The organism is Mucilaginibacter sp. BGA-UO-ETr-C110, assembly GCF_059567985.1.
The window spans coordinates 732,009-758,562 of record NZ_JCAQPB010000002.1 but is presented as its reverse complement, the minus strand read 5'-3'; the positions used below and the strand labels follow the sequence as shown (position 1 = coordinate 758,562).

Sequence of the window (26,554 nt, the reverse complement as noted above, 5' to 3'; positions counted from 1 at the left end):
TTAAATACATTTTGCTGCCGGATTTTAAACTACTTATTTATCTATGGAATTTAGACGATTAGGAGAAACTAAACTGGCTGTTTCGGTTATAACATTTGGTGCCTGGGCTGCAGGTGGCTGGATGTGGGGTGGCAATGACGATAAAGAAGCCATTGAAGCCATGCGCGTATCCTACGATATGGGCATCACCTCTATTGACACCGCGCCTATTTACGGGCAGGGTAAAAGTGAAGAGCTGGTTGGCCAGGCCATAAAAAGTTTTCCTCGCGATAAAGTTCAAATCCTCACTAAATACGGCATGCGCTGGGACCTGGCAAAGGGTACTTTTGGTTTTAAAAGTCAGGATAATGATGGCAAGGATATTGATGTTTACAAATATGCCGGTAAAGAAAGTATCATACTGGAATGTGAAAACAGCCTGAAACGTTTAGGGACCGACTATATCGACCTGTACCAGATCCACTGGCCCGATGCCACCACACCTATTGACGAAACCATGGAGGCTATACTTCGACTTAAAGAACAGGGCAAAATACGCGAGGCCGGTGTAAGTAATTATGATATACAGCAAATGGCTACTGCCGAAAAAAGCATTAAGCTAGCCTCAAACCAGGTATCTTTTAGTATGGTGAAACGGGATATTGAGGATGAACTGATCCCCTATTGCATCGAAAATAAAAAATCGATATTGGCTTATAGCCCGCTGGAACGTGGCCTGCTGACTGGAAAAATGAAACCCGGACATCAATTTGAGGCCGGTGATCATCGCGCTGGCGTTAAATATTTCAAAGAAGAGAATATCAAACGGACCAATGAGTTCCTGGCTAAAATAAAGCCCCTGGCCGATGAGAAAGGCGCTACCCTGGGCCAGTTAGTGATCCGCTGGACCATCAACCACCCGGGTATTACCATAGCTCTTGTAGGCGCACGTAATGCCGCGCAAGCCAAACAAAATGCCAAAGCCATTGAGATCCACATCAACGGAGAGGAAATGGAATTTATCAATAACCAGCTGAGTGATCTGGAAATTGTTGGGTAACCCATAAAAAATATGTCATTGCGAGGAGGAACGACGAAGACAACCGAACGAAGAGAGCTCATTAATACCTTGAAAAACAAACGCAACATTAATAATCTCGTAGCTATTCCTATCCATGAGAACGCGAGGAGATTGCCATGCTTCGCTCGCAATGACATCTAAGCGTAAACAAAAATAGCGGCATCAAATGATGCCGCTATTTTTTATTCATCGCTATGTCTTCTGTGTTTCTTCTTTTTCTTTGATTTTGATGAAGACGACTTACTTTTCTTTTCAGATTTCTTTGTGGTGGTAGTTTTCTTTTCCGTGTTCTGCTTAACAGGTGTAGTAGCTGCTACGGCCCCCTTTTTATCAGCAACATCGGTCGAATCCTTACTGAGCTGTTTTACAGTGAACTCATTACTTCTTAAACCATACTCCAACTGACGTTTGGCGCCTGTAGGTTTAGCCTCTTTTCCGCTGCCGTTGTAAATCGGAAATTCTCGCATCAGTTTACCATCGCGAATGTAAAAATTGTCATTACCCCGGTACCCTTTACGTTGCGAATTATTCAGTCTGGGAAAATCGAGCTTATTGGCTTTGTTGTTGCTAAACTCAAAAGCATAAATACTGGCGTAATTGGTGGTATCTTTTGATTTGGCCTGGATCAATATCTCCGGATTACCATCCAGATCCATATCAGCATTGTATACATCCACTATGGCACCATCCAGATCGCCTGTGGTGGTGGTATATTTTATAGCTGATGAGTCTGAATGCAGGATCATGAACGATCCCGCGTCTAAGGAACCACGTCCCCAGCTCAATATATCATAGCTTTGCCCGGGCGATACCTCTATCAGTTTATGAAACCTGAAAGGTGGTATCAGTTCCGGCTTTTTAGCTACCGATGTAGTGGTTGCAGGTTTTTTTTCGTTACCGCCGCAACCGGCAATTACAGTACCTATTAATAACGCGAAAAGATAAAATCTGTTGGTCATTTTATTTTGCAGGATATTAATTATATAAAGTATCGGCTGTTAATTCAGCTTTTTGTTTGCCCGGCGCGTTGATGAATACTTTTAGGTTACTTGGCCCGCCAGCATCTACATATTTTAGAGTAACCTTGTGATAGCCTTTTAATAAGGGTACTGCGCCCGCCTGTTCGGTAACCGCATGTTTACCATCATTATCAACCACCGGCTGACCATCGATCAGTAACACCGATCCGTTACCCGAAAGGGTGGAAAACCCGTAATTGCCATCGGCATCAATATTCAGATAACCCGAATAGATAATGCCATATTTACCTTTACTTTTCCGGAAATCAATAGTGCTGAAAGTTTTCACAGCGCCGCTGTCGGCAGCCAGCAAATTTGTTAACTGGCTGGTAGCCGTATAAGTACCCGGAAATAACTGGTATTTTACGCCTCGTGTTGATCCTGTATAATTAACGGGTGCTATGGGTGCTTTATTATATACCACAGTACGTGTCACCACGCTCCTTTTACCCGATGGGGTGATCACGATGGTTTGTAGTTCACGATACTGATCTAGCGGAACAGATAGGTTCACCGGGATGGTATAGATCAGATCGGTTTCACGTGGGGTATAACCATCAATGGTATAGTATATTTTTGCCCCATCAACCGATGGTTTTAAAGTAGCGTTTAACTGCGTACCTATCATCACCGTATCCTTAGCGCCAATGGCCACCGGCACACGGTAATTGATATTATTTTTATCCAGCCAGGCTAAATGACCCGGTAAGCGCGTTTCCGAAAAATCCTTAAAGTTCTTATTGGCCAATGGCGACCAGGCCACTTCTGACAAGGCCATCAATCGCGGCAGCAGCATATATTCTACCTTAGCATCGGTTGGTACGTACTCGGTCCAAAGATTGGCTTGTACCCCCTCAATATATTTTTGCTCCTCCGCTGTTAAAACAGCTGGAGTTGGGTTATAGCTGTATATTTTTGACAAAGGCTCGTTACCACCTATGCTTAGCGGTTCCTGGCTTGGTTTGCCCTGGCCATGATCAATGTATAAACCACCGCTTCCGGGGGTCATGATCACGTTATGTTTTTGCTGGGCCGCTGCAATACCACCTTCTTCACCTCTCCAGCTCATTACCGTGGCATTGGGTGCAAGGCCACCTTCCAGTATCTCGTCCCAACCGATGATGCTCCGTCCTTTAGAGTTCAGGAATTTCTCTATCCTTTGGATAAAATAGCTTTGCAGGCCATGTTCATCCTTCAGGTTTAATTTTTTAATAAGGTCCTGACAAAAGGCCGATTTTTTCCAGGCATCTTTTGGTGCTTCATCACCGCCTATGTGGATATATTTACTTGGGAAAAGCGCCATTACTTCGGTTAAAACGTCCTCCAGAAAACTGAATGTTTTATCAGATGGACAGTAGATATCCGGGAACACGCCCCAGGTTTCGGCTACTTTAACAGGCGTTCCGGGATCGCAGCCTAATTCTGGGTAAGCAGCCAAAGCCGCCGATGAGTGGCCTGGCATCTCAATTTCGGGAACAACGTTGATATACCTGTCCGCTGCATATTTCACCACATCACGGATCTGATCCTGGGTATAAAAACCACCATATGGCGTACCATCAAATTGCTGCGGGGTACGGTCGCGGTAACCGCCAATTAAGGTTTGTGCCCGCTGGCTGCTGATCTGGGTAAGCTTTGGATATTTTTTTATTTCGATACGCCAGCCCTGGTCTTCGGTCAGGTGCCAGTGAAAGGTATTCAGTTTATAAGCAGCCAACAGATCAATGTATTTTTTAACCAGCTCTACTGAGAAAAAATGACGACCAACATCCAGCATCGCCCCACGATAACCAAAACGGGGATAATCTTCTATCTCCACACATGGGAACTTGGCCGTAGCGCTCCTCTCCAAGGGCATCAATTGTAACAGCGTTTGCACCCCATAAAAAAGCCCGGAACCTTTGCCGGCAACGGTGATTTGCTGTGGTGTGATAGTAAGGCGATAACCTTCGGCAGGCAAATTTTCTGTACCATTGGCTGTTAAGACAACAGTGGTGTTTGCATCCCTACGGATTTTTTCCATGGTTTTTGCCAAAACAACTTTATGAAAGCTTAAGTTGTTTTCCAGATAATCTTTAAAAAACACAACGGCTTTATTCGAAGGAGAATCGGCCCGGATAACCGTTCCCTGGCTTAGCACAAACTCACCGGGAGCCTTTTTTAATGATACAGGGGCCGGAATAATACCCAGGTTTGGGTCGGTATCCTGAGCGTTGACAACAGATGTACATACTGCAAGCACGGCAAACAGCATTAGGGATGCTTTTTTATACATATTTATTAATCAGGTTGGTACTGAATGGTGAATATAGATGTTTTTAAAAAAATATAAGAAGTTTGGCATGTAAAAAATGTGTTAGCCCCCCCCAGCCCCCTGAAGGGGGAGCTTTCCGGAAATTCTAATTAAAACAAAAACGCCAACTGGAAACAGTTGGCGTTTAATATATTTTTTTAAAGCCCTCTCCCTTCAGGGGAGGGTTGGGTGGGGCTATTACGCGGTCACTACATGTTCTTTAGCTGCCAGGTAACGTTCGGCATCAATGGCTGCCATACAACCTGTACCCGCGGCGGTAACCGCCTGGCGGTAGATATGATCCTGGGCATCGCCACAGCAAAACACGCCTTCAACATTAGTTTCTGTTGATCCCGGGCGGGTAAGGATATAACCAGTCTCATCCATATTTAACCAGCCTTTAAAAATATCGGTATTAGGATGATGACCTATAGCTACAAAGAATCCGGTAACATCCAGATCGGTATCAACATTGGTTTGGTTATTAGTAACTCTTACACCGGTTACGCTTTGCCCATCGCCAAGAATCTCTTTGGTTTCGGTATTGTAAAGGATCTCGATATTAGGTGTATTCAACACGCGGTGTACCATGGCTTTTGATGCACGGAACTCATCGCGGCGAACGATCATATAAACCTTGCGGGTCAGTTTAGCCAGGTAAGTAGCTTCTTCGGCAGCGGTATCACCGGCACCAACAATGGCCACATCCTGCCCTTTGAAAAAGAAACCATCGCAAACGGCACAGGCTGAAACGCCAAAGCCACTATATTTTTGTTCAGATTCCAAACCCAGCCATTTAGCTGAAGCACCGGTAGCGATGATCACCGTATCGGCAGTAATAGTTTTGTTTTCGTCAATAACCACTTTATGCGGCAGGCTCGAAAAATCAACAGAGCTGGCATAACCAAAACGGATCTCGGTACCCAGGCGTTCGGCCTGTTTACGCAGGTCTTCCATCATTTCGGGGCCCATGATGCCTTCAGGATATCCGGGAAAATTCTCTACCTCGGTAGTTTGGGTAAGCTGCCCGCCGGCCAGTAAACCAGTATACATAACGGGTTTAAGATCGGCCCTTGAAGCGTATATAGCGGCGGTATAACCAGCCGGTCCTGAGCCTATGATAAGGCATTTGATGTGTTCAGTTTCTTGAGACATTGTTATAAAAAAATGTATGCGAATTTACGATTTATCTGTTTATCAGACAAGAGGCGAATGGTCAATACTGTGCCATCATTTACCTGTGTTAGCCTTCAATACCCGCATGACATTACCACCCAGTATTTTATCGATATCCTTTTCACTATAATTGAGTTTAAGCAGTGCTGCGGTTACTTTGGGGTAATCGGCCACGCTATCCATACCCAGCGGAAATGATTCGGAGCCGTCAAAATCTGAGCCTATACCTACATGATCAATACCAATCAGCTTAACTATATAATCAATGTGTTGTATCAGCATGCTTAAAGGCGGCCGTAGTTTATCAGCCTCGACCTGGTGCAGGGAGCTTGCCTTTATAAATCCCAGGTCGTAATCATTATATACTTTACTCAGCGAATCGATCTCGGTTTTATGTTTCAAATAAAAAGCAGTTACTTTTGGTGTGTAAGCGCTATCCACAAAACCACTGTAAAAATTCACGCATACTACTCCCCCGTTTTTTGCCAGGGCTTTAAGCTGATCATCTTTTAAGTTACGTCTGTTCGGGTCGATATTATAAACGCAACTATGCGATGCGATAACCGGTTTATTGGTCGTAGCCAGCACATCATAAAAAGTGCGTTCACCTACATGGGATATGTCAACCATTACCCCGAGCTCATTCAAATGGTGTACGATCTGTTTGCCATAATCTGTCAGGCCCAAATGCGGCAGACTATCTTTCTTGGTTACCTCGTCACGCGCCGATGTGGCCCAGGAAGTACTGTTGTTCCAGGTGAGGGTTAAGTAACGCATCCCGCGTTTAGCCAGGCTATCAATATAATCCATCCGGTCTTCGATCATATGCCCGCCTTCTACACCTATCAGGGCAGCCAGTTTTTTCTGATCCACCGCTTTTTTCAGCTCGGCGCTATTACGCACCAGGGTTATTTTATCAGGATTGCGCTTAATAAGCGCGTACAATGAGTCTATCTCCTGGTTAGCCTGTGCAAAAGCTGTGCCTTTGCCATACTTTTCACCGCACCAGATCGAGAATATCTGCGCATCTAACCCACCCTCTTTAGCCCGTACCAGGTCGAAATTACCCGTACTTTGTCGTTTAGCCAGATCGTTTTTAGTGATCAGTTGGGTTGATAATATATCATTGTGCGTATCTATCAGAATAGCTCTTTCATGTATTTGTTGCGCATTTTGTGCCGAAAGTCTTAATGAAATAAGCAGTAAAGGGAGCAGCAGTTTTTTCATGTTTCAAGATAGGGTTTTGGCTGGTGATTTTATAATTGGTGCAGAATGTAATAGATGCCCGATAATACTATGTCATTGCGAGGAGGAACGACGAAGCAATCTCGTAGCTATTCTCATCAATAACACATGAGGAGATTGCCACGCTCCGCTCGCAATGACATATTGAAAATTGCACAGCTTACTTACGTCTGTATCACTCCTACATTAAACGCTTTTTCAATAGGTGCGTGATTGGCGGCCTCGATACCCATGGATATCACCTTGCGGGTTTCCAGCGGATCGATAATACCATCAACCCAAAGCCTTGCAGCGGCGTAATATGGGGTTGTTTGGCTGTTATATCTATCGGTTATTTGTTTCAGCAACTCGGCTTCTTTTACCTCATCAACCACCTCGCCCCGGGCTTTTAGGCCGGCTGCCTGTATTTGCAATAAGGTTTTAGCAGCCTGTCCCCCACCCATTACCGCGATTTTAGCCGAGGGCCAGGCATATATCAACCTGGGGTCATAGGCCTTACCACACATAGCGTAATTACCCGCTCCGTAGGAATTACCTATTACAATAGTAAATTTAGGCACTACCGAATTGGCTACGGCGTTCACCATTTTGGCGCCATCTTTTATGATGCCTCCTTGTTCTGAGCGACTGCCTACCATAAAGCCGGTAACATCCTGCAAAAACACCAGGGGAATCTTTTTTTGGTTACAGTTCATGATAAAGCGGGTTGCTTTATCGGCCGAGTCGGAATAAATAACACCGCCAAACTGCATCTCTCCTTTTTTTGATTTGATCACCTTACGCTGATTAGCCACTATACCAACCGCCCAACCGTCTATACGGCCCAGACCGCAAATAATGGATTGACCATAGCCTTCCTTGTACTCCTCAAAAGCCGAATCATCAAGCAAACGCAAAATGATCTCGCGCATGTCATAGGCTTTTTCGCGGTTATCAGGTAGGATGCCGTAAATATCCTTCTCGTTTAATTTGGGTGCAACAGGTTTAATACGATCGAAACCAGCTTTGTTGTAATCGCCCACCATACTCATAATATTGCGGATAGAATCGAGGCAAGCTTTGTCGTTTGGCTGCTTATAATCCGTAACTCCTGATATTTCGCAGTGGGTTGTTGCGCCACCGAGTGTTTCATTATCCACATCCTCACCAATAGCCGATTTTACAAGGTATGATCCCGCCAAGAAAACGGATCCGGTACCTTCCACAATCATGGCCTCGTCGCTCATGATAGGTAAATAGGCTCCGCCAGCTACGCAGGAGCCCATAATGGCCGAGATCTGGATGATGCCCATGCTGCTCATGATGGCGTTATTCCGAAAGATGCGCCCAAAATGTTCTTTATCCGGAAATATCTCGTCCTGCATAGGCAGGTAAACGCCGGCGGAGTCAACCAGGTAAATGATCGGTAAACGATTCTCCATGGATATCTCTTGCGCACGCAGATTTTTCTTAGCGGTTATCGGAAACCAGGCACCTGCTTTTACTGTGGCATCATTAGCAACTATCACACACTGCCGTCCCGATACATAGCCAATGCCACACACCACACCACCTGATGGGCAACCGCCATGTTCGGCATACATACCGTCGGCGGTAAAGGCCCCCATCTCCAACCAGGGCTTGTCGTCATCAATCAGATAGGCCACACGTTCACGGGCCAACATTTTTCCCTTTTCTTTTTGTTTGGCTGCGGCCTTTTCGCCCCCGCCTTCATGTATTTTTTTGAGCCTGGTATTCAGCTCATAAACAAGCTGTTTGTTTATATCCTCATTGATATTGAATGCGATATCCATAATTGGTTTATAATAGGAAAATGTAAATTAGGAAAAATTAAAGGATCAAAAGCTAATGAATTGCTGTTTTGTTTTGCACATTATAGCGTAACAAATCTTTTGACATTGCTAATCAACTATTTATCTTGTTCAAACATTCGGGTATCAGCACGCATCAGATAACGTAAAAACACGCATGTGAATGAGCATCAAACACTATACCTTTATTGCATAATTATTCATCCCGGATATGATACAACAAACCAAACACTACGGCTGGTTACCCGACCTGCCCGATCACCGCGACTTTCAATATGCAGTTGTACGCCATGAGGCTTTAGCTCAACCCGCTCCTCCACTGGTCGATCTCCGCGCACAGTGCCCACCAGTTTATGACCAGGGGAATCTGGGTTCTTGTACGGCCAATGCTATAGCAGGCGCTTTTCAGTTTGAACTCATGAAACAAAAGCTGCCGGTATTTAATCCATCACGCCTGTTTATTTATTATAACGAACGCGTTTTAGAGGGCCACGTAAAAGAAGACAGCGGAGCGCAATTACGTGATGGTGTAAAATCTGTTGCTACCTCAGGCGTTTGCGACGAAACTCTTTGGCCATACGCTGTTAGTAAATTTGCTAAAAAACCTACCAAATCGTTATACACAAAGGCTTTGAAAAACAAGGCATTGCAATACACCCGTTTAAACAATACGGCTATAAATGAGTTAAAAACGTGCCTTGCCGGTGGCAATCCTTTTGTATTTGGCTTTACAGCTTACCAAAGCTTTGAGGGTGATGCTGTAGCAAAAAGCGGTGTTTTACCTATGCCTTCCAAAACAGAAAGTGTAATAGGCGGACATGCGGTAATGGCCGTGGGCTATGATGATCAAAAGAAGGCCTTTATTGTACGTAACAGTTGGGGCAATAGCTGGGGATTGAAGGGTTATTTTTATATGCCTTATGATTATATCACCAGTACCGATCTGGCCGACGATTTTTGGACCATTAGTCAGGTAGCATAAGCTTCAGGTTGTACGTTTTAATCCCTAATTATAATGAAATCCTCGGTCATTAAAGCGTTGCAGCATTTAAGCAACAAGCCCGAAAATTTATTTGTTAAAGTTATTGAGCATGGCAGCATGTCGGTTGAGATATACCGGCCTGTAAATATCGATCCGCAAACACCGCACCTACAGGATGAATTGTACGTGATCATCAGTGGATATGGGGAATTTTTGAATGATGGTGTACGCACCAATTTTCAACAGGGTGATGTATTGTTTGTGAAGGCCGGCATTGAGCACCGTTTTGAAAATTTCACCGATGACTTCGCCACTTGGGTTATTTTTTACGGCCGGGAAGGTGGGGAATAAAGCCTTAAGTTCTGAGTTTGTAGTCCTAAGTCTGGGCAATCGACCTTACCAGACTTAAGACTCCCGACTAAAGACTTCAGACTTACGTAAGATTCCTATCCTTAAACCAAACCTCATCAGGTGTAACGTTAAAACCATCCATGAGGTTAATCAACTCTATAGGATCGCCAGAAGTTATCACCAGCTCGCGGTTGGCGGGCTTCATGAATTTTTGTTCAACCATTACATCCAGTTGTTTAAGCAGGAAATCGTAGAAACCGCTTACATTCAATAGGCCTATCGGGTGTTTATGCAGGCCCAGCTGCAGCCAGGTAAGCACCTCAAAAAACTCTTCAAGGGTACCTATCCCACCGGGTAAGGTGATGATGGCGTCACAAAGATCATTCATCATTTGTTTACGCTGGTGCATATTTTCAACAATATGCAACTCGGTTAAGCCGGTGTGCCCAACCTCTTTATCCATCAGAAACTGGGGAATAATACCAATGGCTTTACCACCGCGTGTCAGGACACTATCGGCCAGCAGGCCCATTATCCCTACTTTACCGCCACCATATACCAGGGTAATATTGCGGGTTACCATGAGTTCGGCCAGTTGTTCAACCGCTTGTTTCAATACCGGGTCGCCATTGAAATTGGCACCACAGAATACGCAGATAGCTTTCATCCCACAAATATATCAGGCCAATTTATATTGAAGCTTATGGAATGATTAATTATTACTTGTTTTTTATTTGTCAGCTTTACATTTAAGGCTTATTTTTATACTTATAAAAATCATATCCTAAATTATTCACAATGAGAAAATTCTTAATCTTATCAGCTTTCCTGCTGATGGCCAGCTTACCTGGCTTTACGCAAAATATTGAAAATCCACAGTTAGGAGGCAGCGATGACTGGAACAGCAGGATAACCAAAATTGAAACCGATAAACAATTTACGACTGTCAGCTTTGAGTATACGGCCAACGGCGACAACACATGGGCCCAACTCAATAAAGAAATATTCATCCAAACCGATGTAAATAATGAGCATTATAATTATGTAAAATCAGAAAACATAGCTATGGTACCAGCCAAACATACTTTTAGTAAAAAAGGTGATAAGCTTGTATTCAAAGTTTATTTTAAAAAAATACCTGCAAATGCAAACTCCATTGATATCATTGAAAGACCAGGTATCAGAAACGATGGCATTACTTTTTTTAATTTTTATAATGTAAGCCTTACAAAATCATTTCCTCCAGGAACAAAAATAAAAGTAACCGATGTGGTATTAATGCCTCCACCGCCAATACAAAGAGACACAGCCACTACAGGATTATTTTATGGAAACTCCAATGAAATGCAAAATGCCATGAGTTCTATGGGCCCAATGTACGCATCTATGGCAAAATCAGTACTTGACGCTCAACTTGCCTATTTTAAGCAACCCGGTAAAATAGCCGAAATAGCCAAATTAAATAAAGACTATTTTGATGCACTTATTAAAGTAGGTTTCAATGATGACCAGGCATTAAAGATCATCACCGCCAACAGCTTAATTTCAAAGTCATCACCTATAACCGGCCAGTAATGCTGTAAAACAAAACAGTCTGTAAAATACGTAAGAATAATCTCAACGTATTTTACAGACTGTTATATTATGCAGTTTTTAAACTAAGAATTATCTGCTGGTATAGTTAGGAGCTTCTTTAGTTATCGTAATATCATGCGGATGGCTTTCGCGCATACCTGCTGCGGTGATGCGTACAAATTTGGCTCTTTGCAGATCCTCGATGTTGGCGGCACCACAGTAGTGCATACCGGCTCGTAAACCACCAATGTACTGGAATATTACTTCGGCCATGTTACCTTTAAATGGTACGCGACCTACAATACCTTCGGGAACCAGTTTGGTAACTACATCGGTCTCATCCTGAAAATAACGGTCTTTTGAGCCTTTAGCCATGGCTTCTACAGAACCCATACCACGGTATGATTTAAATTTGCGGCCTTCGTATATAATTGTTTCGCCTGGTGATTCTTCCACCCCGGCAAACAGCGAGCCTGCCATAATAGAACTTGCACCGGCCGCGATAGCCTTAACAATATCACCGGTTTGTTTGATACCCCCATCGGCAATTACCGGTATACCACGACCTTCTAATGCTTTGGCACATTCATATACCGCGTAAAGCTGTGGTACACCCACCCCGGCAATAATACGGGTAGTACATATAGAACCCGGACCAATACCTACTTTTACAGCGTCGGCGCCAGCATCGGCCAGGGCAAGGGCAGCATCGCCGGTTGCTATGTTACCGGCTATAACCTGCAAATTAGGGTATAATTTTTTAACCGCCTTAACCATTTCAATAACTCCCTTTGAATGACCGTGGGCGGTATCAACCGTAACCACATCCACACCGGCGTTAACCAACGCGGTTACACGGTCAATGTTATCCGCAGCAACTCCAACAGCGGCACCCACACGTAAACGACCAAATTCGTCTTTACAGGCATTAGGGAAGTTTTTTACTTTTTGAATATCTTTATAAGTGATCAGGCCTACCAGCTTACCATCTTTGTTTATCACAGGTAGTTTTTCAATTTTATTACCTTGTAAAATAGCTGCGGCTTCGGTTAGTGTAGTGCCTTCTGGAGCAATGATCAAACCTGTTTTGGTCATTACCTCACTTACCGGCACTGACATATCTTTCTGGAAACGCAGGTCGCGGTTGGTAATGATCCCTTTCAGTTTATGATCTGCATCAATTACCGGGATACCGCCAATGCTAAACTCTCTCATGATCTGGAAAGCATCAGCAAGCAAGGCATCTTCCAGTAGCGTTACGGGATCTTGTATCATTCCGCTTTCTGAACGTTTAACTTTGCGTACCTCGTCGGCCTGGGCCTGTATGGTCATGTTTTTGTGCAATATGCCTATACCACCGGCCTGGGCTATGGCAATAGCCAAACCAGATTCGGTAACGGTGTCCATAGCTGCCGAGATAATGGGAATGTTTAACCGGATGTTTTTTGTTAAAAAAGTACTGGTGTTAACTTCGCGCGGTAAAACTTCTGAATAAGCCGGGAGTAGTAAAACGTCGTCGTAAGTTAATCCTTCGGCAACAAATTTTGATGGGTCTAACTGCATAGCAAATAATTATTTTGGAGTTATTATTTGCCGGGCAAAGGTAATAAATATTTCGGATTTCGGATGTTTGATTTAGGATTTATTTAAAAGCAGGTATAAAATTGCCTTTGTATGATAAATCTGATTTGGCGCTATAATAAAAATGTCATTGCGAGCGAAGCGTGGCAATCGCATGCTATACAGGGTGACTTGCATAATTCGCGATTGCCACGCTTCGCTCGCAATGACATGAGTTTCGGACCGAGGATCAAATCCTAATACTTACCTACAATTACCTTATAAAACTGATCGAAGTTGAGGTATTTATTAGCCAGGTTGCGCAATTCAACGGAGGTTGTTGTTTTTACTGTTGTGGCGTACCTCTCGTAGTAATCATAATCTAAACCGGCAAAATAGATGCTTTTGAATTTATCGGCATGTGAAAACACATTCTCCAGGCTACCCAGTAAAGATCCCAGCATAAAGTTGCGCACCAGCGATAATTCCTCTTCGGGTACCAATTCGGTTTTAAGCAATTCGAGCTCTTTTTCAATTTCACCAATTGCCGCTTTGCATACATCGGCACCAACCTCGGTAGCAATAAAGAAAGCTCCACCCTGTTTAAACGAGTTCAAGCCAGAACCAATGCCATAGGTATAACCTTTATCTTCGCGGATATTGGCCATAAGGCGTGAACCAAAATAACCACCTAAAACCGTGTTCAACACCTGCAAAGGTTGAAAATCCGGATGGTTACGGTTAACTACCGGTAAGCCTATCCTGATAGCCGACTGCAGGGCATCCGGCTTTTCGGTTAAATAAAACAGCTCAGCGGCTGGCTTAAGCTCCGGTTGTGACGTATCCGCGGCTACAGGACCATTTGTCCAGCTTTTATCAAAAGTTTCTTTGATCAGTGTTAAAGTATCCGGTTCAATTTTACCCGCAATTATTAAAGTACAATTTGCAGGCTGGTACATCTGTTTAAAATGCGCCAGCAGATCTTCACGCTGCAGGCTTTTATAGTTATCAAAGCTTGCACCCAGGCCATAGATCGTCGATCCGTAAATGGCTTTATTAAAATCGCGACGGGCAACCACATCATTTTTTTGAAGACTTACCTGTAACTTTTGTTGCTGATTACGCTTAAATGTCTCCAGCTCTTTTTCCGGGAATTCAGAATTTGTAAGAATATCCAGGATAACCGGCAGCGTATGGTGTAAATGTTTATTTAAGCTGTACAGTGTAACCAGCGAATTCTCATACCCGTAATCAACTTGTAAAAAGGCGCCGTAAAAATCAACCTTATCGGCAATTTCAGAGGCCGAAAGCGTTGTCGTTCCTTCAGTAAGCATGGTATTTACAGCCATGTTGAGCAAAGGCTTAGCCTCGTCAAAACGCAGGTTGTTAAATACCCATTCAATCCGTACCAGTTCCTGGTCGCCCGAGTTAAAACAATAAACATTGCAGCCGTTATCCAGCTTTTTATGTTCAGGTTTTATGAGGTTTATATTTTCAATAGCCTTAAAATCCGGGGCTAATTTTCTGTCGATCATGTTTTTTATTTTTTTGTCTGAATCAGAATTTATTTAAGCTAATGCCGATTCAGTTTTTTCGGCTAAATAAACAAGGGTTGATGAGTTATCTTTCCTGAAGATCTTAGTTGCCATATCTTTTATCTGTGCAGCAGTTACTGCCAGGTATTTGGATGTTTCCTGATTAAGCATTTCGGCATCGCCCAGCAATTCAAATGAAGCCAGGTTCATGGCTTTGTCAAGCAGTGACATTTCCGAGAAGACCATGGTCGATTCGGTCTTGTTTTGCACCTTGGTTAACTCATCCGCAGGGATCTCTTCATCCTTAACTTTTTCCAGTTCTTCCCACAAGGCGGCTTCCGCTTGTTCAATGCTGATATGTTCGAGTGGTTTACCTTCCAGTATAAACATGCCTTTATCCAGACTGCTGGTTATATAAGCGTGTACTTCGCTGAAAATCTGCCTGTCCTGAACCAAACTGCGGTATAAACGTGATGAGTTACCGCGCGAAAGCACATCAGACAACAACTCTGTTGCATAAAAGTCGTCATCCAGTCTGCCACCCATCTGAAAACTGATGTAAACATCGTTCAACGGAACTTTAGCGGTAACCGTTTCACGGCGTTCCTCATGTTGATCAGGCTCCTGCGGCAAGTTACGATGATACTTTTCGCCGGCTGGGATAGGTGCAAACCATTTTTCGGCCAGTTGCTTTACCTGCTCCGTAGTAACATCGCCACCAACCACCATAATGGCATTTTGCGGAGTATAATGCTTTTTAAAGAAGGCTTTTACATCTTCAATACGTGCATCTTCAATATGTTTAATGGTTTTACCGATAGTGGCCCAACGGTAAGGGTGATGTTTGTAAGCCAGCGGGCGCAGTTTTAACCATACATCGCCATAAGGCTGGTTCAGATAACGCTGTTTAAACTCCTCTATTACTACGTTACGCTGTACTTCCAGGCTTTTTTCGCTAAAGGCAAGGCTTAGCATCCTGTCGCTCTCCAGCCAAAAAGCGGTCTCAATATTAGCCGAAGGAAGCGTGATATAATAGTTGGTGATATCGTTGCTGGTAAAGGCATTGTTTTCGCCTCCTACCCTTTGCAGGGGTTCGTCATAGCTGGGTATATTTACCGATCCACCAAACATCAGGTGTTCAAACAGATGCGCAAAACCGGTTTGCTCGGGGTTTTCGTCGCGGGCGCCCACATCATACAGAATGTTAAGCACCGCCATAGGTGTAGTATTATCTTCGTGAACAATAACCCGAAGACCATTATCCAGTGTGAAACGGTTGAATTTAACCATGTAGTAATTTTAATTTAAAAACGGGTAAAGGTATAATTTTTAGTTTTGGCTGTATGTAATTATAAGGTATAAATTGCAAAAAGCTTAAAAACAACCTTACAAATCAATACTTGATCAACTAATTTATTTAGAAATGGTGTATGGATGATTGCCAATACCAAACACTTCGTGATCATCACTGTAAAAATAAAAACACTGGCGTATTAGCTTTCCGTTGTTAAAACGCAATTCAATAGAATAGCCGTCAAGCAAATACGTACCGGCTGTATTTTTTGAGGAATATGCCGATACGCCCCCGCTGGCATCATTATAACTACCTCCACCTACGCTTTCATAGGTAAACTGCCCTTTGTTGTTAAACGTAATATATTTGGAAGACACGGTGATCGATCCACCACCAATAGCGGTATTGCCACCTCCTGAAATACTGCCATAGGTACCCGTTAGTTTTTCATTCTTTTTGGCAGAAGTAGCCCAGGTCCAACCGCCTGTCCACTCATTTGGTTTACCAATCGCCCCACTTTTGCTGCCATGAACAATAGTAAGTGTTTTTCCGTTCAGCTTCCAGCTGCCCCATTTCTCGGGTTCTGATTGCCGCGATTGCGCAACATTTAAATCGTTCGGACTAATTTCTGGGTGTTCATAAAGACTGCCATTATTCAGCAAAATATATGGTTTGTATATAAGTACCAGCATGCCCCCAACACCATAGCTACTCTCGCTATGTAATACTATGCCGCGGATATCTGCGGATGATAACCCCTTACCTCCGGTTAGTGGTATTGATTCTGTAACGCTTGTTTTTTGTTGAGGAGGTACAGCAGCGGTTGTACTGTTGCTATTTTGATTTTGTACCGACTCTTGTTTTAATAACGACACAAAATGAGTGGCGGCAATATTGATGTAATTACCAGCATATTCCCGCAAACGCATGATCTTCCCGTACCGGATGGAATGATCGGGCCTGGAATAAGCAAAATACATCGCCGCCATTTTTTTCTTTGATGCATCCTGAACAATAACAGAATAAGTGGTTAACGTTTGAATATTTTTTGCATCACGAGGTTCGCCGGGTATAGGATCAGAATATCCGGATGCCCGCAGATCCTGTAGTGTAGCCATTTTAAGCCATTCCGTCAGATCGCCTTCTTTATTATTTACCGGTGGAAATATCTCATATCTAAACCCGTAAGTTCCGATGGCATCGGGTGGAGTAAAACGATAACGACCATTGCTTAGATCCATTTTCCATCCGGGAATAGGTGCAATGGATGCCTGGCCAAAAAGACTAATTGAAAACAACAAACAAATCAATAATGACAGGCATGGTTTCATGATATATGTTTTAGGTAGTCTGAAAAAACAAAGCAATTTTCAGACCAATAAAACATTATCAGGCGCAACAAAAATCCTTAAATTTGATATCACATGCTTACCAACCAACAACTTACCGACGAATTATCGCATACGCTGGGCAAAACCAAAGTATTGAAACTAACCCGTATTTTAGAGGAACAGCATTTCGCTTTACGCGATCTGATCGACATTACTTTTCATCAGGATAAGGTGATCGGCTTCCGTGCAGTATGGATATTAGAGAACATGTATTTGAAAGACCCGGAACACTATCTTAATGATCTGGAATACTTTGCGTCCCGGTTTAAGGGGGTCAGCAATCCGAGTTGTATGCGGCATTACACTAAACTGATGATGCATATGACCGACACCACGTCACCAGCCCCTGTCAGGTTAAAACTACAAACTATTGACCTGGAGCCGGTAGTTGAACAACTTTTTGACTGGATGATAGATCCAAAAGTTAAGGTAGCTGTAAAAGCCTTTGCCGGTAAAGCGCTTTTTAATTTGAAGGACCGCTATGATTGGATCGCCGAAGAATTAGAGGGCCAGCTCAAGATATTCCTGTGCGACAAGAGCGCCGGTATGAGATCGGCAGCAAAAACTACGTTGAAGCTAATTCAAAAATAATGTGCAGTTGGGGTCTAAGCATTGTCCCCAAACAGGCGTACCATTTTGTTAAAAGTGGGTTTACATGGTTTACACTTTTCATGGCTAACATTGTTTTATATATCTTATAATCAATTAATTAACAACAAAACCATCATATAATGTGTAAACCATCTTTTTGCATATTCGCACATAAAACTAATCCGAAGTCGGCCTGTCTTCCCCGTGCAAATTGTGGCTCACCTGATGATGATGCAGTTTTGCAGCAATTGCCGATTCGCTATTATCCGCGTAGGTTCCGTAGGCATTGATCAGTACCCCTTTAAGGTTATATTTAGGCGATGATACGGCATAAATTATCGACATATCATCGGGATTACTGGCTCCTTCAAACCGGTAAAACTCATCAATTTCAAAGTCGTCGGCCCTCATGTGTATATTTTGTGCATTATCATCTATAGTGTCACCATCCAGACTCAGGTTGGCGGTATATCCTCTTTTCAGGAGGTCGTTAGTGGCATCCACTAAGGTTTCGTAACTTCTCATGGTGGTGATGTTTTGTTTAGTATTACAGGATGCAGTGTTTAGCTGCTTATTATGTACAACCACCAAACACGAGCCTTGTTTGAATAAGGTGGGCTTAAAACAAAAAACTTACGAAGTTTTAAAAACTTCGTAAGTTTCAGGATGCATCCTATCCCCCATTCACGAGGGCTCCGGAAACATTTATATAGCCTTAGCTAACCATAACGACGCGTTAAGGTGTAAAGCCGGATGTGAGGTAAAGCCCGAAGGTGAATCGCCAGACCAGCCGTTAAACAGGCTATCGCCGGTATCTCCTGTACCATCATCAGCAGGTGAGCTATCTCCGATCCATACAATACGACCGCTTCCGTAAGTAGCTAATAAAGCCATTACATTACTGTTGCCACCGTTTGTAGCTGAATTACGCCAGAACAAACCTTGAACACTTGAATTATTTGTTGGTGTCAAAGTTGCTGTTGAACCATTATAAAAGGCCAGTTTGGAAGCTGTACCGGTTGCACCAGTCAATACTTTTTGCGCATTGGCATTTGTACCGGTATAAACATTGGTTGATGGGCCTTCGCTGATATCAACATAATTGATATTGAAGCCAAAAGGATTGTTGTTGTTGATACCGTTATTGGTCATCAGGTCATTCCAAACACGTGGTGAATCGTAACCATCGCCATCCCTGTCAGATGGATTATAACCATTGGCATCAGTTCCGGCTGTGGTAGCAGCAGTATGGTCGGCAATCATAAATAAACCGCCACCGTTTGAAACAAAGTTCATCAGCGCTGTTTTTTCGGCAGCAGTAAACAAACGGTTTGGCTCAACTACTACAAATACATCATAGTTACTTAAATCCTGTGGATTTGATGCGTTACCATAAGTAATAGCTGTGCCTACAGGTAAAGTTTCAACCAGTTCGCCTAATTTCACTAAGGAAACAGCCCATGATGATATGCCGCCTTTCCAATAAGTTTCTGGGGTGCTGGAGGTGATACCTGTATATGATGGGGTTGGGATACGTTGTGCTTTGGTTTCTGTAGTTGTGCCGCCAGTATAAATTGGCACACTTTCAGTCCCATCGGCATCGATCTGCCAATCGGCGCTACCTGCGTTTTCCAGGTGACTGGCATCAAACAGATATTTTTTACCTGTAACAACCACAGGCGGAGGGGTTGTACCACCACCGTTATCATTAATAGTGATATCGTCGATATTGATACGGTTGCTGCCACCGGTTAGTTTACGGATCTCTAAACGGGCATTGCCGGTTACTGTAATGGTAAATGTTTGTAGGACCAGTGTTGCGCCGGTTGTTATGTTCGAACCAGATTGGGCCCAGGTAGTACCACCATCAACAGAATAAAATAAACCCCATTGACTTGCGGTATCACCGTTATAAGTTGCAGATTTAATGGTAACTGTGCTTATGCCGGTAGTTACGTCAAATAACATGGTAATTTTGCCGGTATTACGTATACGGGCGCTCCATGAGCCTGCTTTTTGATCTGCGGCCAGGTTACCTATCAGCGCGTCAAACATATTCCATGAACTGCCAGACAGGGTAACGTTGTCGCCGCTGCTTGAGCCGGTGGGTGATACATCATAAGCTGTTTTAGGACTGGTTGATCCAACTTCGAAACCCTGTGTAAGTGATACTGCCTGAGTTTTGATGTTTGTGTTGATTGAGGCGGCGGCATCAGGAGTTTGACCTTTTGGAGCACTGTTTTTCTGACAACCCATTACCAGCATTCCGGTAAGGGCAGAGGCTATGAACAATAGCCCGGGTTGGGTAAATTTAAGCATAGTGATTTTCGGTAAGTTTGTATATGTGTCGGTACTAAATAATTGTGCGGTAAACTTCTATAAAAGTTTATACTCAAACGTTTACACAATATTAACATATTATTAAATAATATCAAGAATACAAACAAAAGACATCTAAATAAAAAAAATACTCATTCACAAATCATTAGACATAGCAACCATTTAGCTATATTTACATGTGCTTGATAACAACATAAAGGCTTCTTTTAAGAAATACCTCCTGGCATTTACCTTCCTGCTTGGCTTTTTTGCGCTATCAGGTTATGTGAGTCATAGCGGTACCAGCGGTAACCGCGTTTCGGATACCGAACTATTTACTGATAAAAATTTCGTTTCAAAAGGCGGAATCAGTTATAAAAGAGCAGCATTAGCTTTTTATACTAATACCTCATCATACGCAGCAAGTAAAAAACATACCGGTCATAGAATTATTATTTATAACGATCTCACGTTAATCCGCTATCAATATTTAGTGCACTTATTTTTATCTACTAAACATTACTTCGCATACCCTATCGATCACCTGTATCACAGAGCCGATCAGTATAATAACACCACGTTTTCCCAAATAGGCTAATCTGCCTGTTTATCAAAAACCCATATATAAATTTTATTACATGGCTTAGCTATGCTCAAAAGCATATCGGGCTCACATTGCTACCGGCATGAAAAAGCTAAAAAAAATAATCAGGCTTTTTTGCCTGGTCTTATTTTTATTATTGGCCGTAACCGGTATAGCTATTACCGGAGCGGGCCCAACCCAATCAAAAAACAGGGACAGAATTATCGACAACGAAACCTTAATAGAAATGGCTGAAGAAAAGAGCAAGGAAGATGACGAGGAAAAACCTTAATACGCAAAGAGCCACCCATTTGGGTGGCTCTTTGCTATATAATGGAATTATTATTTTATTGTTTTACAGGTTCATCGGTAGTTTTTGGCGTGTTTAAAAACACAAAATTGTTATCAAACATATCTACTTTGATGGTACTGTCCTTATCAACCGTGCCGGCCAGGATCTGTTTTGATAGCTCGTTCAGTATCTTTTTCTGAATAACACGTTTTAATGGGCGGGCGCCAAACTGCGGATCGTAACCTAACTGGGCCAGCCAGTCCAATGCCTCGTCTGTAGCTTCCATGCTAATACCCATTTCGGCCAGGGTTTGTTTTACCTGGTTAAACTGCAGTTTCACAATGTCATGGATCTCATCGCGACTAAGCGGAGTGAACATAATGATCTCATCAATACGGTTCAAAAACTCCGGACGGATAGTAGCACGCAGCAACGTGAACAACTCGTTCTTGGTTTTGGCTATCAACTCTTCACGATTATCATCCTCCAGGGTCTGGAAGTTTTCCTGTATGATGTTTGAGCCAATGTTAGAAGTCATGATGATGATGGTATTCTTAAAGTTTACCACACGACCTTTATTATCGGTCAAGCGGCCATCATCCAACACCTGCAACAAGATGTTAAACACATCCGGATGGGCTTTTTCAATTTCATCCAGCAACACCACACTATATGGCTTGCGGCGCACAGCCTCAGTCAACTGACCACCTTCATCATAGCCCACATAGCCCGGAGGCGCTCCGATCAGCCTGGATACCGCATGGCGTTCCTGGTATTCGCTCATATCTATACGGATTAAGGCAGCCTCGTCGTTGAACAGATATTCTGCCAGGGCTTTGGCCAATTCGGTTTTACCTACACCGGTTGTACCTAAGAATATAAATGAACCAATAGGTCTGCGTTTATCCTGTAAACCAGCACGACTACGGCGTATGGCATCACTGATAGCTTCAATAGCTTCTTCCTGCCCGGCCACACGTTTGTGCAGTTCTTCTTCCAGGTGCAGCAGCTTTTCGCGCTCACTCTGTATCATTTTAGAAACAGGTATACCTGTCCAGCGGGAAACCACACCGGCAATGTCATCGGCAGTAACCTCCTCTTTCAGCATGCGGCTATCGCTTTGATTTTCCAGCAGCGCGGCCTTTAGTTTTTCCACTTCGGCCTGGGCCTGTACAATGGTTCCGTAGCGTAATTCAGCTACTTTGCCATAATCACCGGCGCGTTCGGCTTGTTCGGCTTCCAGCTTATAGTTTTCAATCAGTTCCACCTTTTGATTGATGCCATCAACCAGGTCTTTTTCACCTTTCCATTTGGCACGTAAGGAATCGCGCTGGGCAGATAGATTAGCAATCTCTTCGCTTAAATCAGTCACCTTACGGTCGTCTTTTTCACGCTTGATAGCCTCACGTTCAATTTCCAGCTGCATGATGCGGCGTTCCAGCTCATCAACCACTTCAGGTACCGAATCCATTTCCAAACGCAGTTTAGAAGCAGCTTCGTCCATCAGGTCGATAGCTTTATCGGGTAAAAACCTGTCGGAAATATATCTTTGCGACATTTCAACCGCGGCTATAATGGCCTCGTCTTTAATCCGCACCTTATGGTGGGTTTCGTAACGTTCCTTCAAACCACGTAAAATAGATATGGCATCGGCAGTATCCGGTTCTTCAACCATTACCTTTTGGAAACGGCGTTCCAGGGCCTTATCTTTTTCCAGGTATTTTTGATACTCATTAAGCGTAGTAGCACCTATTGACCGAAGTTCGCCACGGGCTAATGCGGGCTTTAATATATTGGCCGCATCCATAGCACCTTCGCCACCACCTGCACCTACCAATGTATGGATCTCATCAATAAATAGGATGATCTCGCCATCACTTTGGGTAACTTCTTTGATCACGGCTTTCAGACGCTCTTCAAATTCGCCTTTGTATTTGGCACCGGCTATGAGGGCACCCATATCCAGCGAATAAACCACCTTGGTTTTCAGGCTCTCAGGCACATCACCTTTAATGATCCTGAAAGCAATACCCTCGGCTATGGCAGTTTTACCTACACCGGGCTCACCCACCAGTATCGGGTTATTTTTGGTACGGCGAGACAGGATCTGGATCACCCTGCGAATCTCCTCATCCCTGCCGATAACAGGATCCAGCTTGCCCGATCCTGCATATTCATTCAGGTTACGGGCATATTTATTTAAAGCGTTATAGGTAGCTTCGGCATTCTGATCGGTTACCTTACTGTCGCCACGTAAACTTACAATGGCTTTTTTAAGGTCTTTTTCATTTACACCGAGGTCTTTTAACAGCGAACTGATGGTACCACCTGCTGCCAGTATACCCAATAGGATATGTTCAACCGATACAAATTCGTCTTTAAATTCCTTTAAATAGCCTTGTGCTTTTTGCAGGGCCGAATTGGCATCTGATGACAGATAAATATTGCTTCCGCTAACCTTGGGGTACGAGCTGATCTGCGCATCGAGCGTTTCATTCAACCGGTTAAGGTTTACGTTTAATTTTTTTAATAAATAGGTTATAACATTTTCATCAACCAGCAACAAGCCTTTTAACAGGTGTGCGGGTTCAATTGCCTGCTGTTGATTTCCAGCGGCAATTTCCGAAGCCTTTTGTACAGCTTCCTGGGCTTTTATTGTAAAGTTGTTAAAGTTCATATTGATGAGTGTTAATCAAAACGCTTGCCACTTAACGTTAAGTGAAAAAAAGTCAGGTAAATATAAACTTAAACGACATTTTGGCTTGTTATTATTTGAAAAATTTCTTATTAAATTTTGATATTTTTGCCCAACAACCTTATATGCGATACAATTGAATAGTCATTTCTTTTTTAATAGCTTGCCAGCAAAATATAAGGCATCATACCGGGATTACTATACCTATCAAAACCTGGTGGCTATAAGGGCCGGGAGTATGATATTCTTGCTGTTGAATGTTATTATAAGGATATTGTATTTTGTTTTCCCGGTGAGCCTTACCCGCGCTCAAAACTTCCCGGAATTTAGTTTGAGTAATTGGGTGTTTATTATCATCACCCCCATTTTCCTGATCTTTAGCAATTTGTTTATTGCAAATTTCAAAAGCCATAAAAAAGCGACTGCCGGTATGGCACTCCTGGTATTTTTATTTTCGATATACATCATATCCTGTGGTATGTATTCCAGCTTTATTGCCACATCCGATCCCAGCAATGCTTTAACACTTTACCTCATTGCACTAAGCTTGATAAGCGCTATATACGTTTTTGAGTACTACGAAACCATCATATTGATCATCACTATCGAAATACTGTTCACCGCCCTTTTGTTCTACAGCCAAACCAGCTCTACTCAAATGGTGTATAACCAGTTAATTTCGGCTATTCTGCTTTCTGCCTTTTATCTTACCTCCCGGTACTTTTTCTCCTACAAGGTTAATTATTATCAGCAGGTGATCGAGATCAGGGAAAAAAATGTAGAGATAGAAAAAGCGGGCGAATTTAAGAATCAAGTATTAGGCATGGTGGCACATGACCTGCGCAACCCGATCGCGGCGGTAGAATCATTGGCCATGATCATGGAAATGGATCATGAACTAAACGACGAGATGCAGGAGAACCTGAATATGATGAAAGCATCCTGCGTGAAAGCCCGAACCATTATTGATGATTTGCTGGAAGCCGCACGTAATGACACCGGCGACGTTTTTGAAATGGAAAGAACGGAGCTGAACCAGTTACTAAAAGGCATTGTGAACGACTGGGAGATACAACAGGACCTTAAAGCAGATGTGATATTTACCAGCCACATTAACCCGGCTTTTGCCAAAGTAAATAAGGAAAAACTACACCGTGCCATTGATAACCTGATCAGTAACGCGATCAAATTTTCAAAAGATAACAGTCGCGTAGATGTCAGGTTGAATAAAAAGGACGAACAACTGGTTATTGAAGTACAAGACTATGGTCTTGGTATACCAGCCGACATGCTTCCAGACATATTTACCCGTTTTTCAAAGGCAAGAAGAACCGGCCTCAGAGGCGAAGAATCAACCGGCCTGGGCTTAAGTATTGTACACCAGATTATTGAAAAACACAACGGCATCATCGATGTAGAAAGCATTGTAGGCCGTGGTACAGTTTTTTATATAAAACTACCTTTTGCCTGGCTGGGATAAGACATCAGCATATATTACCCCCTCATTACTCCTATCCTATCGCCCTTCCAATCCGGGAACAGGATATGATCATTATTAATGTTCAGGTGCTTATCTGCCACTTCGCTGAATACGCTTCTGAAATCGGTGGTAACTGCCAAATCGCGCCCATCTTCTAGGTTTTCGATAGCCAGGGGTTGCATGTTGCCATGCACCAGTCCCCCGTTAATGTCATTCCCTAAAATAAAGTTACATGATGCCCGGCCATGATCTGTACCTCCGGTGCCATTCTGGTGTACGGTGCGCCCAAATTCAGTCATGGTCATTACGGTAACATCATCCTGGTAAGCTTCCAAATCACACCATAAGGCGCTGATGCTGTCGCTAAGATCTGCCACATTACGGGCAAATATGCCGTTTTCTGTCCCCTGGTTAAAGTGTGTATCCCACCCGTTTGATTCGGCAAAGGCTACTTCCAAACCCACATCCATTTTAACTAGCTGGGCAATTTGCTTTAATGAATTCCCCAGGGCCGAATTTGGATATACCGCGTAATTGGCTGGTGTATAGTTTTTAATATTTGTTTTTTGCAGCATTTTAACCGCCTCAAAGCTTTCTTTCCCGGTTTGTTTTAGCAGGCCTGATGAAGTTTGATCATACAGATCTTCAAAGCTTTTAGCGGCCATATTGGCTCCCATGGGGTTACCGCGCATCTGGATGGCAAAATCCTGTAGATTGCTGATGGATACTGAGGGGTTATCGCCATAAAAAGACCGGGGCATAGCCGATGTCATGCTCACAGCGGTAAATGGTGTTAAGGCATCATGACCTAATAAACCAACGGCCCGGTTAAGCCAGCCGCTTGAGGTACCTTTATTGAAAGGCGTACCCGACTCCATATAATCCTGCGCATCAAAATGCGAGCGGGTATTATTTGGCGACCCGATGCCCTGTACTATGCCTAATCGTTTTTCCCTGAATAAGGATTCAAAAGATTTCATGGATGGGTGCAAACCAAATTTGCCATCCAGATCAATCAAGGGATTATTATTACCCGTTTTTGCTGCCGACATAAACAATGTTGGCCGGGCCTCTTTTAAATACTGATCGGTAAACGGTGTCACCGCCATTAGACCATCCATAGCTCCCCTTTGAAATATACAGATCAGCGTTTTACGTTTTTTATAGGGCGATATGATCTTTTCGCTTGCGGCAGCCTCAGCCAAAAAGCCGGGGATACCACCCATTAAACCTACGCCCAATAAGGCTAAGCCTCCTGATTTTAAAAATCCTCTTCTTGATACCATGATCTATGTTTTTATA

Annotated in this window: 22 protein-coding genes; 8 read left to right on the top strand and 14 right to left on the bottom strand. The window is 43.3% G+C overall.

The genetic code is table 11. The features are described from left to right. Positions 1 to 43: 43 nt before the first annotated feature. On the top strand, positions 44 to 1,039 hold the full coding sequence (locus AC57BQ_RS04660) for an aldo/keto reductase (RefSeq protein WP_496405155.1): 996 nt from the start codon (positions 44 to 46) through the stop codon (positions 1,037 to 1,039). A gap of 203 nt (positions 1,040 to 1,242) precedes the next feature. Here AC57BQ_RS04660 and AC57BQ_RS04655 read toward each other — a convergent pair whose 3' ends face one another. From AC57BQ_RS04655 to AC57BQ_RS04635, 5 genes are all read right to left on the bottom strand, one after another. Next, the gene (locus AC57BQ_RS04655) at positions 1,243 to 2,019 is read right to left on the bottom strand and encodes a hypothetical protein (RefSeq protein ID WP_496405154.1); all 777 of its coding nucleotides are present in this window, start codon (positions 2,017 to 2,019) and stop codon (positions 1,243 to 1,245) included. Between the two features lie 16 nt (positions 2,020 to 2,035). Further along, positions 2,036 to 4,354: a family 20 glycosylhydrolase gene (locus AC57BQ_RS04650; protein WP_496405153.1), complete on the bottom strand. Its 2,319-nt coding sequence runs from the start codon at positions 4,352 to 4,354 to the stop codon at positions 2,036 to 2,038. A gap of 216 nt (positions 4,355 to 4,570) precedes the next feature. Then, on the bottom strand, positions 4,571 to 5,527 hold the full coding sequence (trxB, locus tag AC57BQ_RS04645; protein WP_090471758.1) for a thioredoxin-disulfide reductase: 957 nt from the start codon (positions 5,525 to 5,527) through the stop codon (positions 4,571 to 4,573). Between the two features lie 75 nt (positions 5,528 to 5,602). Further along, entirely contained in the window at positions 5,603 to 6,775 is a 1,173-nt protein-coding gene (locus tag AC57BQ_RS04640) for a dipeptidase (RefSeq protein ID WP_496405152.1), read from the bottom strand. Positions 6,776 to 6,957: 182 nt separating this feature from the next. Further along, the gene (locus tag AC57BQ_RS04635; RefSeq protein WP_496405151.1) at positions 6,958 to 8,586 is read right to left on the bottom strand and encodes an acyl-CoA carboxylase subunit beta; all 1,629 of its coding nucleotides are present in this window, start codon (positions 8,584 to 8,586) and stop codon (positions 6,958 to 6,960) included. 229 nt (positions 8,587 to 8,815) lie between these two features. Between AC57BQ_RS04635 and AC57BQ_RS04630 the strand changes: the two genes are divergently transcribed. Together AC57BQ_RS04630 and AC57BQ_RS04625 are read left to right on the top strand one after the other, a co-directional pair. Next, positions 8,816 to 9,586, top strand: a complete 771-nt coding sequence (locus tag AC57BQ_RS04630) for a C1 family peptidase (RefSeq protein WP_496405150.1) — start codon at positions 8,816 to 8,818, stop codon at positions 9,584 to 9,586. Positions 9,587 to 9,619: 33 nt separating this feature from the next. Then, positions 9,620 to 9,937 (top strand): cupin domain-containing protein, encoded by a 318-nt coding sequence (locus AC57BQ_RS04625; RefSeq protein ID WP_496405149.1) that lies wholly within the window; start codon positions 9,620 to 9,622, stop codon positions 9,935 to 9,937. Between the two features lie 82 nt (positions 9,938 to 10,019). Here AC57BQ_RS04625 and AC57BQ_RS04620 read toward each other — a convergent pair whose 3' ends face one another. Further along, complete coding sequence (locus tag AC57BQ_RS04620) at positions 10,020 to 10,604, bottom strand: LOG family protein (protein WP_496405148.1); 585 nt, start codon at positions 10,602 to 10,604, stop codon at positions 10,020 to 10,022. Positions 10,605 to 10,735: 131 nt separating this feature from the next. Between AC57BQ_RS04620 and AC57BQ_RS04615 the strand changes: the two genes are divergently transcribed. After that, positions 10,736 to 11,512, top strand: a complete 777-nt coding sequence (locus AC57BQ_RS04615; RefSeq protein WP_496405147.1) for a hypothetical protein — start codon at positions 10,736 to 10,738, stop codon at positions 11,510 to 11,512. Positions 11,513 to 11,602: 90 nt separating this feature from the next. On the opposite strand, the gene guaB is transcribed toward AC57BQ_RS04615, so the two are convergent. The 4 genes from guaB to AC57BQ_RS04595 form a co-directional block, all read right to left on the bottom strand. Next, positions 11,603 to 13,075, bottom strand: a complete 1,473-nt coding sequence (guaB, locus tag AC57BQ_RS04610) for an IMP dehydrogenase (RefSeq protein WP_496405146.1) — start codon at positions 13,073 to 13,075, stop codon at positions 11,603 to 11,605. 254 nt (positions 13,076 to 13,329) lie between these two features. Beyond that, on the bottom strand, positions 13,330 to 14,607 hold the full coding sequence (locus AC57BQ_RS04605) for a M16 family metallopeptidase (RefSeq protein ID WP_496405145.1): 1,278 nt from the start codon (positions 14,605 to 14,607) through the stop codon (positions 13,330 to 13,332). 33 nt (positions 14,608 to 14,640) lie between these two features. Then, a complete protein-coding gene (locus tag AC57BQ_RS04600; protein WP_496405144.1) occupies positions 14,641 to 15,897 on the bottom strand; it encodes a M16 family metallopeptidase in 1,257 nt (418 codons plus the stop codon). A gap of 123 nt (positions 15,898 to 16,020) precedes the next feature. Then, on the bottom strand, positions 16,021 to 17,232 hold the full coding sequence (locus tag AC57BQ_RS04595) for a hypothetical protein (protein WP_496405143.1): 1,212 nt from the start codon (positions 17,230 to 17,232) through the stop codon (positions 16,021 to 16,023). Between the two features lie 93 nt (positions 17,233 to 17,325). On the opposite strand from AC57BQ_RS04595, the gene AC57BQ_RS04590 reads away from it, so the two are divergent. After that, the gene (locus AC57BQ_RS04590; RefSeq protein ID WP_496405142.1) at positions 17,326 to 17,883 is read left to right on the top strand and encodes a HEAT-like fold family protein; all 558 of its coding nucleotides are present in this window, start codon (positions 17,326 to 17,328) and stop codon (positions 17,881 to 17,883) included. Positions 17,884 to 18,060: 177 nt separating this feature from the next. On the opposite strand, the gene AC57BQ_RS04585 is transcribed toward AC57BQ_RS04590, so the two are convergent. Both AC57BQ_RS04585 and AC57BQ_RS04580 read right to left on the bottom strand, forming a co-directional pair. Next, the gene (locus AC57BQ_RS04585; RefSeq protein WP_496405141.1) at positions 18,061 to 18,408 is read right to left on the bottom strand and encodes a phosphoribosylpyrophosphate synthetase; all 348 of its coding nucleotides are present in this window, start codon (positions 18,406 to 18,408) and stop codon (positions 18,061 to 18,063) included. Between the two features lie 180 nt (positions 18,409 to 18,588). After that, the gene (locus AC57BQ_RS04580) at positions 18,589 to 20,202 is read right to left on the bottom strand and encodes a hypothetical protein (RefSeq protein ID WP_496405140.1); all 1,614 of its coding nucleotides are present in this window, start codon (positions 20,200 to 20,202) and stop codon (positions 18,589 to 18,591) included. Between the two features lie 199 nt (positions 20,203 to 20,401). Here AC57BQ_RS04580 and AC57BQ_RS04575 point away from each other — a divergent pair, with 199 nt between their 5' ends. Both AC57BQ_RS04575 and AC57BQ_RS04570 read left to right on the top strand, forming a co-directional pair. Next, positions 20,402 to 20,800 carry a hypothetical protein gene (locus tag AC57BQ_RS04575; RefSeq protein WP_496405139.1) on the top strand — a complete coding sequence of 133 codons (399 nt, stop codon included), beginning with the start codon at positions 20,402 to 20,404 and terminating at the stop codon, positions 20,798 to 20,800. Positions 20,801 to 20,888: 88 nt separating this feature from the next. Further along, complete coding sequence (locus AC57BQ_RS04570) at positions 20,889 to 21,077, top strand: hypothetical protein (RefSeq protein ID WP_496405138.1); 189 nt, start codon at positions 20,889 to 20,891, stop codon at positions 21,075 to 21,077. 55 nt (positions 21,078 to 21,132) lie between these two features. Here the strand turns inward: AC57BQ_RS04570 and clpB are convergent, their stop codons facing one another. Continuing rightward, positions 21,133 to 23,754: an ATP-dependent chaperone ClpB gene (gene clpB / locus AC57BQ_RS04565; protein WP_496405137.1), complete on the bottom strand. Its 2,622-nt coding sequence runs from the start codon at positions 23,752 to 23,754 to the stop codon at positions 21,133 to 21,135. 181 nt (positions 23,755 to 23,935) lie between these two features. Between clpB and AC57BQ_RS04560 the strand changes: the two genes are divergently transcribed. Then, complete coding sequence (locus tag AC57BQ_RS04560; RefSeq protein WP_496405136.1) at positions 23,936 to 25,252, top strand: sensor histidine kinase; 1,317 nt, start codon at positions 23,936 to 23,938, stop codon at positions 25,250 to 25,252. 14 nt (positions 25,253 to 25,266) lie between these two features. On the opposite strand, the gene AC57BQ_RS04555 is transcribed toward AC57BQ_RS04560, so the two are convergent. Next, the gene (locus tag AC57BQ_RS04555; RefSeq protein WP_496405135.1) at positions 25,267 to 26,538 is read right to left on the bottom strand and encodes a DUF1501 domain-containing protein; all 1,272 of its coding nucleotides are present in this window, start codon (positions 26,536 to 26,538) and stop codon (positions 25,267 to 25,269) included. Between the last annotated feature and the right edge of the window lie 16 nt (positions 26,539 to 26,554).

What these genes read in the sequence shown, in the direction of transcription:
- guaB (WP_496405146.1), bottom strand. Translation starts at nt 13,075, where the DNA reads ATGCAGTTAGACCCATCAAAATTTGTTGCCGAAGGATTAACTTACGAC.
- AC57BQ_RS04650 (WP_496405153.1), bottom strand. Translation starts at nt 4,354, where the DNA reads ATGTATAAAAAAGCATCCCTAATGCTGTTTGCCGTGCTTGCAGTATGT.
- AC57BQ_RS04580 (WP_496405140.1), bottom strand. Translation starts at nt 20,202, where the DNA reads ATGCTTAAATTTACCCAACCCGGGCTATTGTTCATAGCCTCTGCCCTT.
- AC57BQ_RS04585 (WP_496405141.1), bottom strand. Translation starts at nt 18,408, where the DNA reads ATGAGAAGTTACGAAACCTTAGTGGATGCCACTAACGACCTCCTGAAA.
- AC57BQ_RS04620 (WP_496405148.1), bottom strand. Translation starts at nt 10,604, where the DNA reads ATGAAAGCTATCTGCGTATTCTGTGGTGCCAATTTCAATGGCGACCCG.
- AC57BQ_RS04615 (WP_496405147.1), top strand. Translation starts at nt 10,736, where the DNA reads ATGAGAAAATTCTTAATCTTATCAGCTTTCCTGCTGATGGCCAGCTTA.
- AC57BQ_RS04640 (WP_496405152.1), bottom strand. Translation starts at nt 6,775, where the DNA reads ATGAAAAAACTGCTGCTCCCTTTACTGCTTATTTCATTAAGACTTTCG.
- AC57BQ_RS04600 (WP_496405144.1), bottom strand. Translation starts at nt 15,897, where the DNA reads ATGGTTAAATTCAACCGTTTCACACTGGATAATGGTCTTCGGGTTATT.
- AC57BQ_RS04555 (WP_496405135.1), bottom strand. Translation starts at nt 26,538, where the DNA reads ATGGTATCAAGAAGAGGATTTTTAAAATCAGGAGGCTTAGCCTTATTG.
- AC57BQ_RS04660 (WP_496405155.1), top strand. Translation starts at nt 44, where the DNA reads ATGGAATTTAGACGATTAGGAGAAACTAAACTGGCTGTTTCGGTTATA.
- AC57BQ_RS04625 (WP_496405149.1), top strand. Translation starts at nt 9,620, where the DNA reads ATGAAATCCTCGGTCATTAAAGCGTTGCAGCATTTAAGCAACAAGCCC.
- AC57BQ_RS04605 (WP_496405145.1), bottom strand. Translation starts at nt 14,607, where the DNA reads ATGATCGACAGAAAATTAGCCCCGGATTTTAAGGCTATTGAAAATATA.
- AC57BQ_RS04590 (WP_496405142.1), top strand. Translation starts at nt 17,326, where the DNA reads ATGCTTACCAACCAACAACTTACCGACGAATTATCGCATACGCTGGGC.
- clpB (WP_496405137.1), bottom strand. Translation starts at nt 23,754, where the DNA reads ATGAACTTTAACAACTTTACAATAAAAGCCCAGGAAGCTGTACAAAAG.
- trxB (WP_090471758.1), bottom strand. Translation starts at nt 5,527, where the DNA reads ATGTCTCAAGAAACTGAACACATCAAATGCCTTATCATAGGCTCAGGA.
- AC57BQ_RS04655 (WP_496405154.1), bottom strand. Translation starts at nt 2,019, where the DNA reads ATGACCAACAGATTTTATCTTTTCGCGTTATTAATAGGTACTGTAATT.
- AC57BQ_RS04635 (WP_496405151.1), bottom strand. Translation starts at nt 8,586, where the DNA reads ATGGATATCGCATTCAATATCAATGAGGATATAAACAAACAGCTTGTT.
- AC57BQ_RS04630 (WP_496405150.1), top strand. Translation starts at nt 8,816, where the DNA reads ATGATACAACAAACCAAACACTACGGCTGGTTACCCGACCTGCCCGAT.
- AC57BQ_RS04570 (WP_496405138.1), top strand. Translation starts at nt 20,889, where the DNA reads ATGAAAAAGCTAAAAAAAATAATCAGGCTTTTTTGCCTGGTCTTATTT.
- AC57BQ_RS04595 (WP_496405143.1), bottom strand. Translation starts at nt 17,232, where the DNA reads ATGAAACCATGCCTGTCATTATTGATTTGTTTGTTGTTTTCAATTAGT.